Source organism: Streptomyces sp. TRM70350 (genome assembly GCF_019219825.1).
GTDB lineage: Bacteria > Actinomycetota > Actinomycetes > Streptomycetales > Streptomycetaceae > Streptomyces.
Map to the genome: position 1 here is coordinate 172207 of NZ_JAHUXH010000002.1, position 19062 is coordinate 191268.

Sequence of the window (19062 nt, forward strand, 5' to 3'; positions counted from 1 at the left end):
CCCTCGGGCCTCAGCCGCTCTGCTGACCCGACGGGCGGCGCACCAGGGCCGCCCAGCCGGTCGCCACGCGGGCCTTCGCGGTCGCCCAGCGGTCGCTCAGGTCCCACACCGCGCGGATGGCCGAGCGCGGTACGACGACCGCCCGGATCCGGGTCCGCAAGCCGGCCCGGGCGCGCAGCGCCGCCCGCAGCCGGCGTACGTCGTCGGCCAGTCCGGCCTCCCAGCGCGGGTTCGGGGCGAACAGCACCTGCTCCACGGCACCGGCCACCCGATGCACCGACTGGGCCGTCGGCTCGTCCACATGCCCCAGCCGCACGATCCGCGCCGCCGCCTTGCGCGGGGTCAGCGCGTCGTCCGGCACGATGCCGTAGTCCCACGCGGTGTCGGTCAGTTCCCGCCAGACGGCCAGCACATGCCCGGCCGCCACCTCGGCGACATACCGCTCGTCCAGCTCCACGTCGACAGGGGTCACCTCGACGCCGCCGCTGCTGCCCTCACCGTCGCGTCCCCGGCCGAGCACACCCGGTGCCGCCGAGCCGGTGTGCCGCGCCGAGGCCAGCCGCACCGACCGCCGTCTGACCCGCCACAGCATGGGCAGCAGCGCCAGGACGATCACCGCGACGGCGAGCAGCGTCCAGCCCGCCGTCTGGTACCAGGGCCGGCCCTCGTCGTCCGAGGCACCCAGGTCCAGCGGCAGCGCCCCGCCGCACACCTGAAGCCGCCTGTCCTCCGCCGAGCAGCTCGCACTCGTGGACGGCTCGGCCGAGGGAGCCGGCTCCGCCGGACGCGAGGCCTCCGGCAGCTCGGGGATGCTGCTGCCCGGCACCTCGGGCTGGGTGTACGTGGGCGTCGTGCCCCGGTTCGGGGTCGGCTCGAAGCGGGTCCAGCCCACGCCCTCGAAGTACAGCTCAGGCCACGCGTGCGCGTCCCGGAGCCCCACCGTCACCGTGCCGTCCCCCTGCGCCGTACCGGGGGCGAAGCCCACCGCGACCCGGGCCGGTATGCCGAGCGTGCGGGCCATCGACGCCATCGCGAAGGAGAAGTGCACGCAAAAGCCCCGCTTGTCCCGCAGGAAGCGGGCGATCGCCTGGGAGCCGCTGCCGACCTCCACCTCGGTGTCGTACTGGTACCCGCCGGTCAGGGCGAAGTGCTCCTGGAGCTTGACCGCCTGCTCGTACGGATTCTTCGCGCCTGCCGTGATCTCGCGGGCCTGCCGCGCCACCACCTCCGGCAGTGAATCCGGTACCTGGGTGAACTCGCGCTCGATCGCGGGGGGCGGCTTCGACGCCGAGGCGAGCTGCTCCGCCGTCGGCTGCACATCGAGGCTGGTCACCTCGTAGGTGGCACCGCGGGTGGTCTGGCCGTGGTCGCCGACGAGCGTCATGCCGACCGGTTCGTACCGCCAGTTGCCGTCGATCCTCACGCCGCTCGGCGGGTACGGCATGGGCAGCCAGTCCTGCGCGTACCAGTCCGCGGCCGCGATACGGGTGCGGACCTCGGCGCGCCGGACGTCCTGACCCAGTCCGATCGGCGTCGGGAAATCGTCCGGCACCTCGACGATGTTCCGCCGGGAGGGCTTCCACGTGGTGCCGTCGAAGTCGTCCAGGGACACGATCCGCAGATACATGCCCGACAGGTCGGTCGTGCTGGTGCGCAGCGTCATGACCGTGCGGTCCTCGTCCACGTTCAGGCTGTCGCGCAGCGACACCAGCGGGTTGACCGCGGAGATCGTGCCGCCGCCCCCGCCGCCCGAGCCGACGCCCGTCCCGGCGCCGTCCAGCAGGCCGCCGTTCATCGCGGGCAGCGCCAGCGGCACGACCAGGGCTGTGCCCAGCGCGACCACGCCTATCCGCCGCCCCGTGCGCACCGGCGCCATGGGACCGCCCGGCTCGCCGCCCTGGCCGCGCGGCGCCGCGCCGAACACCCGGCCCCACTGCGACAGCCGGTCCCGCCCCTCGGCGAGCAGCAGCATCAGATAGCCGACCGCCGCTATCAGGAACCACACCCAGCCGCCGCTGCCGTCGGACAGGCCCGCGGCGACCGAGTACAGCGCGAGCAGCGGCAGCCCGGCCGGGGCCGCGCTGCGGAAGGTCACCGCGATCACGTCGACCATCAGCCCGATCACCAGGACACCGCCGATGAGCATCAGCTTGATGCCGGGCGACAGGGGCGCCGGGATCGCGTACCGCCCGACGTCCTGGGCGCCCTGCTGGAGCAGGTCCGCGAAGTGCAGGAAGGCCTCGGGGCCGGGGATCAGCCCGATGAACGCGTACTCCCGGGCGAAGACCAGGGTCAGCAGCATCAGCGTGACCAGGGCCTGCACGGTCACCGTCAGCGGACGGGCCAGCGGCACCCGCCGGGCCGCCACACCCACCCCCGTCTGGATCGCCAGCAGAACGGCCGCCTGCAGAAACCACGTGACCGGGTCGACCAGCGGCAGCAGGGCGCACGCGGCCATCAGCGTCGCCGCCGTGGCGCACAGAGCCATCCGCGCCTGTCCGCTCATGACCGCCCCTCCCCGCCCGTCCTGCCCCCCGCCGCCACGACGCCCGTGCGCTCACGCTCCGCCTGGCGCCACAGGTCGTGCAGCGAGGCGCCCCGCGGCACGCGCACGACCGTCCAGCCGGCCTCGCGCAGCATCCGCAGCCGCTCCTCTTTCCCGCCCGGTTTCCCGTCCAACGGCCGGGGCACATCGGTCGGTTCCCGCACCCAGTCCGCGCCGTCCAGGACGAAGGCGACCGCGCCGCCGGTGCGCTGGCGCATCCTCGCGGCCACCGCGGCCTGTTCCTCGTCGAGGTCGCCGAAGAAGGCCACGAGCAGCCCCTCGTGCCCGCCGCGCAGCACGTCGTAGGCCCGCGACAGGCCCGTACCGTCGGAGTGGTCGATCACCGCGAGGGTGTCCATCATCAGCCCGGCCGCGTCCGCCGACTCCTGGCTCGCGCCCGCGAAGCCGTCCGCGCCCTCGCCGGGCACCGAGTTGCCGGTGTCCGTCAACAGCCGTACCGAGAAGCCCCGTTCGAGCATGTGCACCAGCACCGAGGCGGTGCCCCCCACGGCCCACTCGAACGCCGAGTCGGGGCCCGCGCCCTCGAAGGCGACGGCCCGGGTGTCGAGCAGCACCGTGCAGCGGGAGCGCTGCGGCTGCTCCTCGCGGCGCACCATCAGCTCGCCGTAGCGGGCGGTGGAGCGCCAGTGCACGCGGCGCAGGTCGTCGCCGTAGCGGTACCCGCGCGGGATCACGTCGTCCTCGCCGGCCAGCGCCAGCGAGCGCAGCCGCCCGTCGCCGTACCCCTTGGCCTCGCCGGTCAGCCGCACCGGCGGCAGCGGCTCCACGCGCGGGATCACCGTCAGGGTGTCGTACGTCGAGAAGGACCGGGTCAGCTCGCACATGCCGAACGGGTCGGTCAGGCGCAGCTGCAGCGGGCCCAGCGGATAGCGGCCGCGCAGGTCGGAGCGGACGCGGTAGGACACCTCGCGGCGGCCGCCCGGCTCGACGCGGTCCAGCACGAAGCGGGGGCGGGGGCCGAGCACGTACGGCACCCGGTCCTGGAGCATCAGCAGGCCGGTGGGCAGCCGCGAGACGTTGTCCATCCGCAGATGCACCCGGGACTCGGCGCCGGCGGGCACGCGCGCGGGGGCGAGCCTGCGGCTGCCGGCCACCCGGTAGCGCGTGCGGTACAGCACGGTCGCGCACACCAGGGGCAGCACCGCCAGCAGCAGTCCGACCCGGAGCAGGTCGCTCTGGCCGAGGACGTAGGCGCAGACGGCGGCGGCGACTCCGGCGGCCAGGAAGGAGCGGCCGCGGGTGGTCAGACCGGCCAGGGCGGTGCGTACGCCGCCCTGGTCGCCCCGGTCGGCGTCGGCGGGCGCGGGTCCCGCCGCAGGGGTCATCACAGCCTCCGGGGCGGCTGCTGGCCGTACGCCGGGGTGCCGTGACCCAGGCCGCCGAAGGCGTTCTGCTGGGGCGTCGCGGGCACCGGCGTCTGCTGCAGGATCTCCTGGACCACCTGCTCCGCCGTGCGGCGGTTGAGCTGGGCCTGGGCGGTGGGCAGCAGGCGGTGCGCCAGGACGGCCACGGCGAGGGCCTGCACGTCGTCCGGCAGGGCGTACTCCCGGCCGCTGAGGGCCGCCGCCGCCTTCGCCGCGCGCAGCAGATGCAGCGTCGCGCGCGGGGAGGCGCCGAGTCTGAGGTCGGGGTGGGTGCGGGTGGCGGCGACCAGGTCCACCGCGTACCGCCGGACCGTGTCGGCGACGTGGACGTCGCGCACCGCCTCGATCAGCTTGACGATCTCGTGCGCGTGCGCCACCGGCTGGAGGTCGTCCAGCGGGCTCACCCCGCCGTGCACGTCGAGCATCTGCAGCTCGGCCTCCGGGCTCGGGTAGCCGATGGAGACGCGGGCCATGAAGCGGTCGCGCTGGGCCTCGGGAAGCGGGTAGGTGCCCTCCATCTCGACCGGGTTCTGCGTGGCGACCACCATGAAGGGACTGGGCAGCTCGTAGGTCTGCCCGTCGATGGTGACCTGGCGCTCCTCCATCGACTCCAGCAGCGCGGACTGGGTCTTGGGCGAGGCGCGGTTGATCTCGTCGCCGATCACGATCTGGGCGAAGATCGCGCCCGGTTTGAACTCGAAGTCCCGGCGCTGCTGGTCCCAGATGGACACACCGGTGATGTCCGAGGGCAGCAGGTCGGGCGTGAACTGGATACGCCGCACCGAACAGTCGATGGACCGCGCCAGCGTCTTGGCGAGCATCGTCTTGCCCACCCCGGGGACATCCTCGATCAGGAGGTGCCCCTCGGCGAGCAGCACGGTCAGCGAAAGCCGCACGACCTCGGGCTTGCCCTCGATCACTTCCTCCACCGAACTGCGGACCCGATCCACAGTGGCAGTCAGATCAGTAAGGCTCGCTCGATCGTCATAGGTCGTCACCCGGCCCTCCTCGGCCCGTTTCTTTCTCCGGGCCGACGCTCTGCGATGCGGACCGGCCCACCCCGAAACACGGACACCACGCGTGAAAGGTTCCGCGTGATGCCACAACCCGCATTCTTGCTGCCGTTACCGATTCGTGTCACTCGCCTGTGGACAACTGCCCGCGATATGTCGGCTTTAACGCTTTTCGCGGGCCTCGATGCTCGAATTGATAGCGAAACGACAGCTCCGCCGCCCGGTTACGCGGGATCGATCTCGCGCAGCAGACCCGTCCGCACGTCGAGGACGAAGCCGCGCACGTCGTCGGTGTGCAGCAGGAACGGCGAGGTGCGCAGGCGGCGCATCGACTGCCGTACGTCCTGGTCGACGTCCTTGAAGGACTCCACCGCCCACGCCGGGCGCTGGCCGACCTCCAGCTCCAGCTCGGTGCGGAAGTCCTCGGTGAGGGTCTCCAGACCGCAGCCGGTGTGGTGGACGAGGACCACGCTGCGCGTGCCGAGCTTGCGCTGGCTGATGGTGAGCGAGCGGATCACGTCGTCGGTGACCACGCCGCCCGCGTTGCGGATGGTGTGGCAGTCGCCGAGCTGCAGGCCGAGCGCGGGGTACAGGTCGAGCCGGGCGTCCATGCACGCCACGACGGCCACCTTCAGGGCCGGGGCGGCGTCCAGGCCGGGGTCGGTGAACGCGGCCGCGTACGCCTTGTTGGCCTCGACCACGCGGTCGGTGACGGTGCCGACGCGGGCTATGGCGTCCTCGGAGCCGGCGGGAACCGATGCAGAAGTCGTCATGGTGACGACGGTACTGGTCACGGGCGCTCGGGTCCTGTTGTGAAGGAGGACAAAGAACGCCATCGGGCCGTGATGTGAGCTAACCCACAAGCGTGACGCGTATGCGTCCTTACGGGTGATCCTCGCTGGTTCGCGGGTTGGTTCACGTCCCCCGCCGCGACGCGCAGGCCGGTTGATTGACCGCGACAGAGGGTGCACTAAAGTGACGCGAAGCGGGAGGCGAGGCTCTCCCCGCTGCATCGAACGACCCAGGATTCCGGCGCAGCCGCCGGGGATCCCCCACGTGCGCGGCGCGTACGTACGGCTCGGCCTCCACCCGCTCCCGGCCGGCTGACGCTTCCGGCGCCGGCAGGCCTCCCCTTCACGAGCGGGCGGGGACCCGGCGGTGCGTACGGCCCGCCGGACCTGAGAGGGCCCCTTGAGCCAGAGTCGACACGTCCCGGTGATGCTCCAGCGGTGCCTGGACCTGTTGGCACCCGCGCTGGAGCGGCCCGGAGCCGTGGTCGTCGACTGCACGCTCGGCCTCGGCGGCCACAGCGAGGCGCTGCTCGCGCGCTTCCCCGAGGCCCGCCTCGTCGCCCTCGACCGGGACAAGGAGGCGCTGCGCCTGTCCGGCGAGCGGCTCGCGCCGTACGGGGAGCGCGCCACCCTGGTGCACGCCGTGTACGACGAGCTGCCGGAGGTGCTGGACCGGCTCGGCATCGCGCGCGTGCAGGGTGTGCTGTTCGACCTCGGGGTCTCCTCCATGCAGCTCGACGAGGCCGACCGGGGTTTCGCCTACGCGCAGGACGCCCCCCTCGACATGCGCATGGACCAGACCACCGGCATCAGCGCCGCCGAGGTCCTCAACACCTACCCGGCCGGTGAGCTGGTGCGGATCCTGCGCGCGTACGGCGAGGAGAAGCAGGCCAAGCGCATCGTGGCCGCGATCGTGCGCGAGCGCGAGAAGGAGCCGTTCAGCACCAGCGCGCGGCTCGTGGAGCTGATCCGGGACGCGCTGCCGCAGGCCGCCAAGCGCACCGGCGGCAACCCGGCCAAGCGCACCTTCCAGGCCCTGCGCATCGAGGTCAACGGTGAGCTGTCCGTGCTGGAGCGGGCGATCCCGGCGGCGGTGAAGGCGCTGGACGTGGGCGGGCGGATCGCCGTCCTGTCGTACCACTCGCTGGAGGACCGGCTGGTCAAGCAGGTGTTCGCGGCGGGCGCCGCCAGTACCGCGCCGCCCGGGCTGCCGGTGGTGCCGGAGCAGTACCAGCCCCGGCTCAAGCTGCTCACCCGCGGTGCCGAACTTCCCACCGAGGAAGAGGTCGCCGAGAACCGCCGTGCGGCCCCGGCACGACTGCGCGGGGCGCAGCGGATCAGGGAGGACGTCGAGTGAGGCAGCCGACGGGCGGGGGCTCGGTTGGAGAACCGAACCCACGCAGGGGAGGGTGGAGGGTGAGTGAGTAGGAAACCCGAACTGAGGGGGAGGGCCGCGCGGCTCGCGCAGCTCTTGCCGAGCGGACGGCGACAGGCCGCCCGGACGCCCTTCGTCCTCCTCGTCGTCCTGCTCCTCGGCGGCGGCCTCATCGGCCTGCTCCTGCTGAACTCGGCGCTCAGCGAAGGGTCGTTCCAACTCGACGACCTGCAGAAGGAGACCAAGAACCTCACCGACGAGGAACAGGCCCTCCAGCGCGACATCGACGCCTACTCCGCCCCCGAGGCACTCCAGCGCCGCGCCCGCGAACTGGGCATGGTTCCCGGCTCGGACCCCGCCTTCCTCAACCCCGACGGCACCGTCAAGGGCGTCCCGTCCCCCGCCGACGCCGAACCGGCCTCCGACCGCCGCCCCCTCGTCCTCGCCCCCGAGGCGATGTCCACCGCAGCCGTGCCCATCCCCTCCGAGGCCATTGCCTCCGCGGCCCTCCCCTCCGTGCACCCGCCCGCCACACCGGCCGCCCCCACCCCCGCCCCGGCCACCCCCACGGCCTCCACCCCCACCTCCACCCCCCGCCCGCTCGCCAGCCCGCCCGCCCCCCTCCCGACCACACCCCCCGGCAGGTGACGGAAGTGACCGACAGGGAATCGCCGCGTCGCCGCGTGCCCGGACCCGCGCGGCCCGATCGCTCCGGCGGCCGGCGGCGCCCCGGCCCCGGCGCCCGCCCGGCCCGCCGCCCCGCCCCGCCCCGTGCGGCGGATCCGCGCGCGATCCGGCTCGGCAGCCCCCGCCCCCGGCTGCGCATGATCGGCTTCGCGCTGACCCTTGTCCTGCTGGTCTTCGTCGTACGACTGCTCCAGGTGCAGGCCGTCGACGCGAGCGCCTACGCCGCCAAGGCCGAGCGGAACCGCTACGTCGTGCACACCCTCGCCGCCCAGCGCGGCGAGATCACCGACCGCACCGGCGTGGCCCTGGCGACCAGTGTCGACGCGTACGACATCACCGCCGACCCCACGCTGTTCACCCGCGAGCAGCTGAAGATCGACGACGGGCCCGAGCAGGCGGCGGCCCTGCTCGCGCCGATCCTCGGCAAGGACCAGGGAGAGCTCGTCGCCAAGCTCCGGCCCGAGGACAGCACGCTCCGCTACGTCAAGCTCGCCGGGCGGCAGACACCGCAGGTCTGGAAGCAGATCAAGGACCTGAGGACCGCGCTCGCCACCAAGGCGCAGACCGACCAGAGCACCGTCAACGTCCTCGCCGGCGTCCTCGCCGAACCCAGCAGCAAGCGCGTGTACCCCAACGGCGATCTGGCCGCCGGGATACTGGGCTGGGTCAACGCCGACGGCGAGGGCGGCGGCGGCATCGAGCAGCAGCTGAACGAGGAGCTGGCCGGCGAGGACGGCAAGATCCGCTACGCCCAGTCCGGCGGCCTGCAGGTGCCGACCGTCGGCTCCACCGAGACGCCCGCGGTGCCCGGCTCCGACATCGAGCTGACCATCGACCGCGACATCCAGTGGGCCGCGCAGAACGCCATCGCCGAGCAGGTGGAGAAGTCCGAGGCGGACCGCGGCTATGTGATCGTCCAGGACGCCCGCACCGGCGAGATCCTCGCCATGGCCAACTCGCCCGGCTTCGACCCCAACGACCTGACCAAGGCAGACGCGTCCGCCATGGGCAACGCGGCCCTCCAGGACGCCTACGAGCCCGGCTCCACCGCCAAGGTCATGTCGATGGCCGCAGTGCTGGAGGAGAACGTCGCCACCCCGCTGACGCACGTCACCGTGCCCAACCGGCTGCACCGCGGCGACCGGCTGTTCCAGGACGACATCGACCACCCGACCTGGTATCTGACCCTCAACGGCGTGCTCGCCAAGTCCAGCAACATCGGCACCATCCTGGCCACCGGACAGCTCGGCAAGACGCAGGCCGAGGCCAACCGGGTGCTCTACACGTACCTGCGCAAGTTCGGCATCGGCGGCTACACCGGGCTGGGCTTCCCCGGCGAGACCAAGGGCATCCTCGCGCCGCCGGACCAGTGGTCGACGTCGCAGCAGTACACGATTCCTTTCGGCCAGGGCGTGTCCATCAACGCGATGCAGGCGGCCTCCGTGTACTCGACCATCGCCAACGGCGGCGTACGCGTCGAACCCACGCTCGTACGCGGCACGAAGGGACCGGACGGACGCTTCACACCCGCCCCCGAGCCCGAGAAGACGCGGGTGGTGAGCGAGAAGACGGCCAAGACACTCGCCCGCATGCTGGAGTCGGTGGTCGACGACGAGGAGGGCACCGGCACCAAGGCGCGCATCCCCGGCTACCGGGTCGCGGGCAAGACGGGCACCGCGAACCGCGTGGATCCGGCCACCGGCAGGTACCGCGGCTACACCTCGTCGTTCGCCGGATTCGCACCCGCGGACAAGCCGCGCGTCACCGTCTACTGCGCGATCCAGAACGCCACCAAGGGCAGCTACTTCGGCGGCCAGATCTGTGGACCCGTCTACAAGCAGGTGATGGAGTTCGCCCTGAAGACCCTCCAGGTCCCGCCGACCGGAGCGAAGCCCGCGCACCTGCCGGTCACCTTCAAACCCTGATCAGCACCGAGCCGACAGGGCCCTGCGTCCGCAGAACCCCCGATCAGCACCGAGCACCCAGGAACCATCCGTGACAACGATCACCCCCGATCCCGGGAACCAGAGCACCCCCCGCCCCTCGCTTCGCTCCGGAGCGGGTGCGCCCGGTACGCTCACCGCCGTGCCACACGCTGATCAGTCCCACATCACCCAGAAGGACGTTCCCGTGACATATCCGGGACCGCCCCGGCCGGAACGGGCCTCCGCCACACCCCTCGCGGACCTCGCCGACCAGCTGGGTGTCACCGCCCCGGAGCGGGCCGCCGAGGTCACGGGCATCACCCATGACTCGCGCGCCGTTCGCCCCGGCGACCTGTACGCCGCCCTGCCCGGCGCCCGCGCGCACGGCGCCGACTTCGTCACCCAGGCCGTCGGCCTCGGCGCCGCCGCCGTACTGACCGACCCGGCCGGCACCGAACGCGCCGCCGCAACGGGCCTTCCGGTGCTCACCGTCGACGACCCGCGCGCGCGGATGGGCGAGCTGGCGGCGACGATCTACGACCACCCCGGCCGCGAGCTGCTCCAGATCGGCATCACCGGCACCTCCGGCAAGACCACCACCGCCTATCTCATCGAGGGCGGCCTGAAGACCGGCCGGTCCGCCGGGCTGATCGGCACGGTCGAGACCCGGATCGGTGACGAGCGCATCAAGTCCGAGCGCACCACCCCCGAAGCCACCGACCTGCAGGCCCTGTTCGCGGTGATGCGCGAGCGCGGGGTCGAGGCGGTCGCCATGGAGGTCTCCAGCCACGCGCTGGTCCTCGGCCGGGTCGACGGCTGCGTCTTCGATGTCGCCGTCTTCACCAACCTCAGCCCGGAACACATGGAGTTCCACTCCGACATGGAGGACTACTTCCGGGCCAAGGCGCAGCTGTTCACGCCGAAACGCAGCAAACTCGGCGTGGTCAACATCGACGACGAGTACGGCCGCAGGCTCGCCCGCGAGGCCACCGTCCCGGTCGTCACCTACTCCGCCGAGGGCCACCCGGACGCCGACTGGCGTGCCGAGGACGTCGAGGTCGGCCCGCTGGACTCGCCGTTCACCGTGCTCGGCCCCAAGGGCGAGCGGATCAGCGCCAGGTCGCCGCTGCCGGGCCCCTTCAACGTGGCGAACACCCTCGCCGCGATCGTCGCCCTCGCCGCCGCCGGCCTCGATGCGCAGACCGCCGCCGACGGCATCGCCGCCGTGCCGGGCGTGCCGGGCCGGCTGGAGCGTGTCGACGCCGGTCAGGACTACCTCGCGGTCGTCGACTACGCCCACAAGACGGACGCCGTCGAGTCCGTCCTCAAGGCGCTGCGCAAGGTCACCAAGGGCCGGCTGCATGTCGTGCTCGGGTGCGGCGGTGACCGGGACATCACCAAGCGGGGCCCGATGGGCGCCGCCGCGGCCCGGCTCTCCGACACGGCCGTACTGACCTCGGACAACCCCCGCTCCGAGGACCCGCTCGCGATCCTCGCCACCATGCTGCAGGGCGCGGCGACGGTGCCCGCGCACGAACGCGGCGAGGTGGTGCTCTTCGAGGACCGGGCCGCCGCCATCGCCGCCGCCGTCGACCGGGCCCGGCCCGGGGACACGGTGCTGGTCGCGGGCAAGGGCCACGAGCAGGGCCAGGACATCGCCGGGGTGGTCCGTCCGTTCGACGACCGCCAGGTGCTGCGCGAAGCAATCCGGAAAACCCAGGGATGAAAATCCGTAAAAAGACCCAGGGGATGAACTTGTGATCGCCCTCTCTCTCGCCGAGATCGCGGAAGTCGTCGGCGGGCAGACGCACGACATACCGGATCCGTCGGTGCAGGTGACCGGACCGGTCGTCCGGGACTCCCGCGAGGTAGCGCCCGGCAGCCTGTTCGCCGCCTTCGTCGGCGAACGCGTGGACGGCCACGACTTCGCGGCACAGGTCGTCGGGGCGGGCGCGGTCGCGGTGCTCGCGTCGCGCCCCGTCGGCGTGCCCGCGATCGTCGTGGACGACGTCCCGGCGGCCCTCGGCGCCCTCGCCCGGCACGTCGTGCGCAAGCTCGGCGCCACCCTCGTGGCGCTCACCGGCTCCGCGGGCAAGACCAGCACCAAGGACCTGATCGCGCAGGTGCTCCGGCGCAAGGCGCCGACGGTCTGGACGCCCGGATCGTTCAACAACGAGATCGGGCTGCCGCTGACCGCGCTCAGCGCCACCGAGGACACCCGGTTCCTGGTGCTGGAGATGGGCGCGCGCGGCATCGGCCACATCCGGTACCTCACCAACCTGACGCCCCCGAGGATCGGCCTGGTGCTCAACGTCGGCACCGCGCACATCGGCGAGTTCGGCGGCCGCGAGCAGATCGCGCAGGCCAAGGGCGAGCTCGTCGAGGCGCTTCCGCCGGCGGAGGAGGGCGGGGCGGCGATCCTCAACGCCGACGATCCCTTCGTACGCGCCATGGCGTCGCGTACGAAGGCGAAGGTGGTCCTCTTCGGAGAGACCGACGAAGCGGACGTACGCGCCGAGAACGTCCGACTCACGGACGGCGGGCAGCCCTCCTTCACCCTTCACACACCCTCCGGGTGCGGTGATGTGACCATGCGCCTGTACGGTGAGCACCACGTGTCGAACGCGCTCGCCGCGGCCGCCGTCGCCCATGAGCTGGGCATGTCCGCGGAAGAGATCGCCACCGCGCTCTCCGAGGCGGGCTCCCTCTCCCGCTGGCGTATGGAGGTCACCGAGCGCCCGGACGGCGTGACGGTCGTCAACGACGCCTACAACGCGAACCCCGAGTCCATGCGGGCCGCCCTGCGCGCCCTGGTGGCCATGGCCAAGGGGCGTCGTACGTGGGCGGTGCTCGGCAAGATGGCCGAGCTCGGGGACGAGGCGCTCGCCGAGCACGACGCGGTCGGACGGCTCGCCGTCCGGCTCAACGTCAGCAAGCTCGTCGCGGTCGGGGGCAGGGAAGCCGCCTGGCTGCAACTGGGCGCATATAACGAGGGTTCGTGGGGTGAGGAGTCGGTGCACGTGTCCGACGCACAGGCGGCGGTCGACCTGTTGCGCAGCGAGTTGCGCCCGGGGGACGTCGTACTCGTGAAGGCGTCCCGTTCGGTCGGGCTCGAGCGCGTTGCCCAGGCGCTGCTCGAGACCGGTGCCGAGGGTGAGGTTGCCGCCCGATGATGAAGCAGATCCTGTTCGCAGGAGTCATTGGCCTCTTCCTGACGCTGATCGGCACCCCGCTGCTGATCAAACTCCTGGCCCGCAAGGGCTACGGCCAGTACATCCGCGACGACGGCCCGCGCGAGCACCACAGCAAGCGCGGGACGCCGACCATGGGCGGTATCGCCTTCATCCTGGCGACCATCGCCGCGTACTTCCTGAGCAAGCTGATCACCGGCTACTCGCCGACCTTCTCGGGTCTGCTGGTGCTCGGGCTGATGGCCGGCATGGGTCTGGTCGGCTTCCTGGACGACTACATCAAGATCGTCAAGCGGCGTTCGCTGGGTCTGCGGGCCAAGGCGAAGATGGCCGGCCAGCTGATCGTCGGTATCGCCTTCGCGGTGCTGTCGCTGCAGTTCGCGGACAACCGCGGCAACACCCCGGCCTCCACCAAGCTGTCGTTCATCACCGACTTCGGCTGGACGATCGGCCCGGTGCTGTTCGTGGTCTGGGCGCTGTTCATGATCCTCGCGATGTCGAACGGCGTGAACCTCACCGACGGCCTCGACGGCCTCGCCACCGGCGCCTCCGTGCTGGTCTTCGGCGCCTACACGTTCATCGGCGTCTGGCAGTTCCAGGAGTCCTGCGCCAACGCGCGGACCCTGACCAACCCGGGCGCCTGTTACGAGGTACGGGATCCGCTCGACCTCGCGGTGGTCGCCTCCGCGCTGATGGGCGCCTGCCTCGGCTTCCTGTGGTGGAACACCTCGCCCGCCAAGATCTTCATGGGTGACACCGGTTCGCTGGCGCTCGGCGGTGTGCTCGCCGGTCTGGCCATCTGCTCCCGCACCGAGCTGCTGCTGGCCATCCTCGGCGGTCTGTTCGTGCTGATCACCATGTCGGTGGTCATCCAGGTCGGCTCGTTCCGCATGACCGGCAAGCGCGTCTTCCGGATGGCGCCACTCCAGCACCACTTCGAACTCAAGGGCTGGTCCGAAGTCCTTGTCGTGGTCCGCTTCTGGATCATTCAGGGCATCTGTGTGATTGTCGGACTGGGCCTCTTCTACGCGGGATGGGCAGCGGAAAAGTGACCTCCACGGTGTCCTCGATGGTCAAGGGCAAGCACGTCACCGTCGCCGGGCTCGGCGTCTCCGGCGTCCCGGCGGCCAAGGTCCTGCACGGCCTCGGCGCCCACGTCACCGTCGTCAACGACGGCGCCGACGAACGCGCCCGGGCCCAGGCCGCCGAACTGGAGGCGCTCGGCGTCACCGTCCGCCTCGGCGACGGGGCGACCCTGCCCGAGGGCACCGATCTGATCGTCACCGCGCCGGGCTGGAAGCCGGACAAGCCGCTGTTCACGGCGGCCCGTGAGGCCGGTCTGGAGATCTGGGGCGACGTCGAGCTGGCGTGGCGGCTGCGCGGCCCGGACGCGGCGCCCTGGCTGTGCGTGACCGGCACCAACGGCAAGACGACCACCGTCCAGATGCTGGCCTCGATGCTGCACGCGGCCGGGCTGCGCACCGCCGCCGTCGGCAACATCGGCGTCTCGCTGCTGGACGCGGTGCTCGGCGAGGAGCGCTACGACGTCCTCGCCGTCGAGCTGTCCAGCTACCAGCTCCACTGGGCGCCCTCCCTGCGCGCCCACTCCGCCGCCGTGCTGAACCTCGCCCCCGACCACCTCGACTGGCACGGCTCCATGGAGGCGTACGCCGCCGACAAGGGCCGTGTCTACGAAGGGAATCGCGTCGCCTGCGTGTACAACGCGGCCGACAAGGCCACCGAGGAGCTGGTGCGGGCCGCGGACGTCGAGGAGGGCTGCCGGGCCATCGGCTTCACGCTGGGCACGCCGGCGCCGTCCCAACTCGGCGTCGTGGACGGCATCCTGGTCGACCGCGCCTTCGTCGCGGACCGGCACAAGAACGCCCAGGAACTCGCCGAGGTCACCGACGTCAACCCGCCGGCCCCGCACAACATCGCCAACGCCCTTGCGGCAGCGGCCCTCGCGCGTGCCTTCGGCGTGCCCCCCACCGCCGTACGGGACGGGCTGCGGGACTTCACCCCGGACGCCCACCGCATCGCGCTCGTCGGCGACCTGGACGGGGTGGCGTACGTCGACGACTCCAAGGCCACCAACACCCATGCCGCCGAGGCCTCGTTGGCGGCGTACGACTCGATCGTGTGGATCGCGGGCGGACTGGCCAAGGGCGCCACCTTCGACGAGCTGGTCGCCAAGTCGGCGAAGCGGCTTCGCGGGGTCGTGCTCATCGGCGCCGACCGTGCCCTGATCCGGGACGCCCTGGCGCGACACGCCCCCGAAGTACCCGTCGTCGACCTCGACCGGACCGACACTGGGGCGATGCTCGCGGCTGTCCGCGAGGCACGGCGACTCGCCATCACCGGGGACACGGTGCTCTTGGCACCTGCCTGTGCCTCTATGGACATGTTCGCCAACTACAACAAGCGAGGAGACGCGTTCGCGGAGGCGGTTCGCGAACTCGGCGCGGGCGCCTGACGGAGGGTCTCGGCCACGGCGGGTGCTGTGGGACCCATGGAGGGACGGGTGACTCGGATGTGGCTCGGGTTTGGTCGGCGGCTGCCCGCCGGGGGGAGCCGGTGATGTCCGGCAGCCGGACAGGACGTCCTCCGGTCCCGCGGACCGTCCGCGCGCCCGCCGCCCCCCGGCCGCCGCGCGAGAACCCCTTCGTACGGTTCTCCACACGCGCGCGGAGGGCGTGGGACCGGCCACTGACGGCGTACTACCTCATCCTCGGCGGCAGCCTGCTGATCACCGTGCTGGGCCTGGTGATGGTCTACTCGGCCTCGCAGATCACCGCGCTGCAGATGTCCCTGCCGGGGTCGTACTTCTTCCGCAAGCAGATGCTGGCCGCCGTCATCGGCGCGGTGCTGCTGTACGCCGCCTCCCGGATGCCCGTGAAACTGCACCGGGCGCTGGCCTACCCGATCCTGGCGGGTGCCGTCTTCCTGATGGCCCTGGTGCAGGTGCCGGGGATAGGGATGGCGGTCAACGGCAACCAGAACTGGATCGCCCTCGGCGGCTCCTTCCAGATCCAGCCCAGCGAGTTCGGCAAGCTCGCCCTGGTGCTGTGGGGCGCCGATCTGCTCGCCCGCAAGCAGGAGCGCAACCTGCTCGCGCAGTGGAAGCACATGCTGGTGCCGCTGGTGCCGGTCGCGTTCCTGCTGCTCGGCCTGATCATGCTCGGCGGCGACATGGGCACCGCGATCATCCTGACCGCGATCCTGTTCGGCCTGCTGTGGCTGGCGGGCGCCCCGACCCGGCTGTTCGTCGGCGTGCTGACGGTCGCCGCGGCGCTCGGCACGATCCTCATCCAGAGCAGCTCCAACCGGCTGGACCGGTTCCGCTGCATCGGCGCCACCGAGATGGGCCCCGACGGCTCCTGCTGGCAGGCCGTGCACGGGATCTACGCCCTGGCCTCCGGCGGACTCTTCGGTTCCGGGCTCGGCGCGAGTGTGGAAAAATGGGGCCAACTCCCCGAAGCGCACACCGACTTCATCTTCGCCGTCGCCGGTGAGGAACTGGGCCTGGCGGGGACGCTGTCGGTGCTCGCCCTCTACGCCGCTCTAGGCTATGCGGGTATCCGCGTGGCCGGACGCACGGAGGACCCCTTCGTGAGGTATGCCGCGGGAGGTGTGACCACCTGGATCACGGCCCAGGCCGTGATCAACATGGGTGCGGTGCTCGGCCTGCTGCCGATCGCCGGCGTCCCCCTCCCGCTGTTCTCCTACGGGGGATCCGCCCTGCTGCCGACCATGTTCGCCATCGGGCTGATGATCGCCTTCGCGCGCGACGAGCCCGCTGCGCGGGCGGCGCTTGCGATGCGGCAACCCCGCTTTGGTAGAAAGCGGGGGGCTGGGGGCCCTACGGGGCCTCGGAGATGGAACACGATGCGACGACGCGCCCCGGCGCGCTCGTCCGGAGAGCGGTGAATTTCGGTGCATGTCGTACTCGCTGGTGGGGGGACCGCCGGCCACATCGAGCCCGCGCTCGCCCTCGCGGACGCCCTGCGCAGGCAGGACCCGACGGTGGGGATCACGGCCCTGGGCACGGAGCGCGGCCTGGAGACCCGGCTCGTTCCGGAGCGCGGCTATGAGCTGGCGCTGATCCCCGCCGTGCCGCTGCCGCGCAAGCCCACTCCCGAGCTGATCACCGTCCCGGGCCGGCTGCGCGGCACGATCAAGGCGGCCGAGCAGATCCTGGAGCGCACCAAGGCGGACGCCGTGGTCGGCTTCGGCGGCTATGTGGCGCTGCCCGGCTACCTGGCCGCCAAGCGGCTCGGCGTGCCGATCGTGATCCACGAGGCCAACGCCCGCCCCGGCCTCGCCAACAAGATCGGCTCCCGGTACGCCGCCCAGGTCGCCGTCTCCACCCCGGACAGCAAGCTGCGCGGCGCCCGCTACATCGGCATCCCGCTGCGCCGCTCCATCGCGACCCTGGACCGGGCCGCCGTCCGCCCCGAGGCCCGCGCGATGTTCGGCCTCGACCCCAACCTGCCCACGCTGCTGGTCTCCGGCGGCTCGCAGGGCGCCCGCCGGCTCAACGAGGTCGTGCAGCAGGTCGCGCCCCGGCTCCAGCAGGCGGGCATCCAGATCCTGCACGCGGTCGGCCCGAAGAACGAACTGCCGCAGGTGCACCAGATGCCGGGAATGCCCCCCTATATCCCGGTAAGTTACCTGGACCGGATGGACCTCGCGTACGCCGCGGCCGACATGATGCTCTGCCGTGCGGGCGCGATGACCGTCGCCGAACTCTCCGCCGTCGGACTCCCGGCCGCCTACGTCCCGCTGCCCATCGGCAACGGCGAACAGCGGCTGAACGCCCAGCCGGTGGTCAAGGCCGGCGGCGGACTGCTGGTCGACGACGCGGAACTCACCCCGGAGTGGGTGCAGCAGAACGTCCTGCCCGTGCTCGCCGACCCGCACCGGCTGTACGAGATGTCCCGCGCCGCCGGCGAGTTCGGCCGCCGGGACGCCGACGAACTCCTCGTCGGCATGGTGTACGAGGCGATCGCCGCCCACCGTGCACACCGATAGCGACACATCGGCGAGTGAGCCGAAGGGGCGCGTCGGTGACGAGAGATCGAGCGCGCGGAGGCCCGAAGGGCTGAGCGCGGTCGGGCTCTCGTCGCCGACGGACGCGCCCCGGAGGTGAACCGAGCCAGGAAAGGGAGTGCGTGTGGCCGGACCGACCACCGCCGAGCGCGGTGCACGCCAGCAGGAGTCGTCCGGCCCGCCTCTCGTCCGGCGGTTGAGGTCGCCCCGGCTCCGTACGATCATCATCCTTACGATCGTCCTGATTCTTCTCGGCACCGGCGTCGGCTGGCTGTTGTACGGCTCGCAGTGGACGCGCGTGGAGCGCGTGACCGTCTCCGGAACCCGCGTTCTGACGCCCGCGCAGGTGCGCGAGGCCGCCGACGTGCCGGTCGGAGCGCCGCTGATTTCCGTCGACACCGACAGGATTGAGGCGCGACTGCGTCGGAAATTGCTCCGAATTGACGCGATTCAGGTGGTTCGTTCCTGGCCTCATGGAATCGGCCTGAAAGTGACCGAGCGGACCCCGGTTCTGCTCGTCGAAAAGGGCGCCGAGTTCGTGGAAGTGGACGACGAAGGTGTCCGGTTCGCCACGGTTTCTGAGGCTCCGAAAGGCGTTCCGCTCCTCGAATTGACGGTGTCCCGGTCGGGTTCGGCGGCGCCCAGCCACCGCCGCTTCGGCGAGAGCCGCCTGGTGCGCGAGGCGGTCCGGGTCGCCGGTGCCGTTCCGCCCGCGGTCGCCCGCGAGACCCGGATCGTCAAGGTCCGTTCCTACGACGACATCTCACTGGAGTTGAGCGGCGGACGCACCGTCGCGTGGGGGAGCAGTGAGAAGGGCCGCGCGAAGGCCCGTACGCTCACCGCTCTCATGAAAGCCGCCCCCGGCGCCCGGCACTTCGACGTCAGCGTTCCCACCGCCCCTGCGTCAGCAGGGAGTTGACGCACATCCGCGCAGGCCAGCACCCTGGTTGGGCAGCGCTACGCCTGATCACATAGGGTGAAAAGAAAAACGGGAGGTTCGGCGTGTTCGTTGAACGTGCGCCACTTGTCGACTTAGTGTCCTGTTCAGAAGACTCCAGGGAACAGACACACTGGTAACCCTAAACTTCAGCGTTAGGGTTC

The 19062-nt window shown here is 71.7% G+C and carries 14 protein-coding genes; 10 read left to right on the forward strand and 4 right to left on the reverse strand.

All coding sequences use genetic code 11. The annotated features are described in order from the left end of the window. Positions 1-10: 10 nt before the first annotated feature. The 4 genes from KWI83_RS04180 to KWI83_RS04195 form a co-directional block, all read right to left on the reverse strand. A complete protein-coding gene (locus KWI83_RS04180; RefSeq protein WP_218512883.1) occupies positions 11-2506 on the reverse strand; it encodes a DUF3488 and transglutaminase-like domain-containing protein in 2496 nt (831 codons plus the stop codon). Beyond that, on the reverse strand, positions 2503-3891 hold the full coding sequence (locus tag KWI83_RS04185; RefSeq protein ID WP_218512884.1) for a DUF58 domain-containing protein: 1389 nt from the start codon (positions 3889-3891) through the stop codon (positions 2503-2505). Before KWI83_RS04185 ends, KWI83_RS04180 begins: the two co-directional genes overlap by 4 nt. After that, positions 3891-4928, reverse strand: a complete 1038-nt coding sequence (locus tag KWI83_RS04190; RefSeq protein ID WP_218512885.1) for a MoxR family ATPase — start codon at positions 4926-4928, stop codon at positions 3891-3893. Before KWI83_RS04190 ends, KWI83_RS04185 begins: the two co-directional genes overlap by 1 nt. A gap of 239 nt (positions 4929-5167) precedes the next feature. Then, a complete protein-coding gene (locus KWI83_RS04195) occupies positions 5168-5716 on the reverse strand; it encodes a carbonic anhydrase (protein ID WP_256361752.1) in 549 nt (182 codons plus the stop codon). A gap of 418 nt (positions 5717-6134) precedes the next feature. On the opposite strand from KWI83_RS04195, the gene rsmH reads away from it, so the two are divergent. From rsmH to KWI83_RS04245, 10 genes are all read left to right on the forward strand, one after another. After that, positions 6135-7091 (forward strand): 16S rRNA (cytosine(1402)-N(4))-methyltransferase RsmH, encoded by a 957-nt coding sequence (rsmH, locus tag KWI83_RS04200; RefSeq protein ID WP_218512887.1) that lies wholly within the window; start codon positions 6135-6137, stop codon positions 7089-7091. 63 nt (positions 7092-7154) lie between these two features. Next, the gene (locus KWI83_RS04205) at positions 7155-7757 is read left to right on the forward strand and encodes a septum formation initiator family protein (protein ID WP_218512888.1); all 603 of its coding nucleotides are present in this window, start codon (positions 7155-7157) and stop codon (positions 7755-7757) included. Then, on the forward strand, positions 7754-9721 hold the full coding sequence (locus tag KWI83_RS04210; RefSeq protein WP_218512889.1) for a penicillin-binding protein 2: 1968 nt from the start codon (positions 7754-7756) through the stop codon (positions 9719-9721). The genes KWI83_RS04205 and KWI83_RS04210 overlap by 4 nt, the downstream gene beginning before the upstream one ends. 70 nt (positions 9722-9791) lie before the next feature. Beyond that, complete coding sequence (locus KWI83_RS04215; RefSeq protein WP_218512890.1) at positions 9792-11447, forward strand: UDP-N-acetylmuramoyl-L-alanyl-D-glutamate--2,6-diaminopimelate ligase; 1656 nt, start codon at positions 9792-9794, stop codon at positions 11445-11447. Positions 11448-11478: 31 nt separating this feature from the next. Then, the gene (murF, locus tag KWI83_RS04220; protein ID WP_218512891.1) at positions 11479-12894 is read left to right on the forward strand and encodes a UDP-N-acetylmuramoyl-tripeptide--D-alanyl-D-alanine ligase; all 1416 of its coding nucleotides are present in this window, start codon (positions 11479-11481) and stop codon (positions 12892-12894) included. Further along, the gene (gene mraY / locus KWI83_RS04225; RefSeq protein WP_218513219.1) at positions 12894-13964 is read left to right on the forward strand and encodes a phospho-N-acetylmuramoyl-pentapeptide-transferase; all 1071 of its coding nucleotides are present in this window, start codon (positions 12894-12896) and stop codon (positions 13962-13964) included. Before murF ends, mraY begins: the two co-directional genes overlap by 1 nt. After that, entirely contained in the window at positions 13946-15385 is a 1440-nt protein-coding gene (murD, locus tag KWI83_RS04230) for a UDP-N-acetylmuramoyl-L-alanine--D-glutamate ligase (RefSeq protein WP_218512892.1), read from the forward strand. Before mraY ends, murD begins: the two co-directional genes overlap by 19 nt. Before the next feature lie 104 nt (positions 15386-15489). Beyond that, complete coding sequence (gene ftsW / locus KWI83_RS04235; protein WP_218512893.1) at positions 15490-16839, forward strand: putative lipid II flippase FtsW; 1350 nt, start codon at positions 15490-15492, stop codon at positions 16837-16839. A gap of 6 nt (positions 16840-16845) precedes the next feature. Next, entirely contained in the window at positions 16846-17943 is a 1098-nt protein-coding gene (murG, locus tag KWI83_RS04240) for an undecaprenyldiphospho-muramoylpentapeptide beta-N-acetylglucosaminyltransferase (RefSeq protein WP_218512894.1), read from the forward strand. 142 nt (positions 17944-18085) lie between these two features. Beyond that, the gene (locus tag KWI83_RS04245) at positions 18086-18880 is read left to right on the forward strand and encodes an FtsQ-type POTRA domain-containing protein (protein ID WP_218512895.1); all 795 of its coding nucleotides are present in this window, start codon (positions 18086-18088) and stop codon (positions 18878-18880) included. The last annotated feature ends 182 nt before the right edge of the window (positions 18881-19062 follow it).

What these genes read in the sequence shown, in the direction of transcription:
- KWI83_RS04180 (WP_218512883.1), bottom strand. Translation starts at nt 2,506, where the DNA reads ATGAGCGGACAGGCGCGGATGGCTCTGTGCGCCACGGCGGCGACGCTG.
- mraY (WP_218513219.1), top strand. Translation starts at nt 12,894, where the DNA reads ATGAAGCAGATCCTGTTCGCAGGAGTCATTGGCCTCTTCCTGACGCTG.
- ftsW (WP_218512893.1), top strand. Translation starts at nt 15,490, where the DNA reads ATGTCCGGCAGCCGGACAGGACGTCCTCCGGTCCCGCGGACCGTCCGC.
- KWI83_RS04195 (WP_256361752.1), bottom strand. Translation starts at nt 5,716, where the DNA reads ATGACGACTTCTGCATCGGTTCCCGCCGGCTCCGAGGACGCCATAGCC.
- KWI83_RS04185 (WP_218512884.1), bottom strand. Translation starts at nt 3,891, where the DNA reads ATGACCCCTGCGGCGGGACCCGCGCCCGCCGACGCCGACCGGGGCGAC.
- murD (WP_218512892.1), top strand. Translation starts at nt 13,946, where the DNA reads ATGGGCAGCGGAAAAGTGACCTCCACGGTGTCCTCGATGGTCAAGGGC.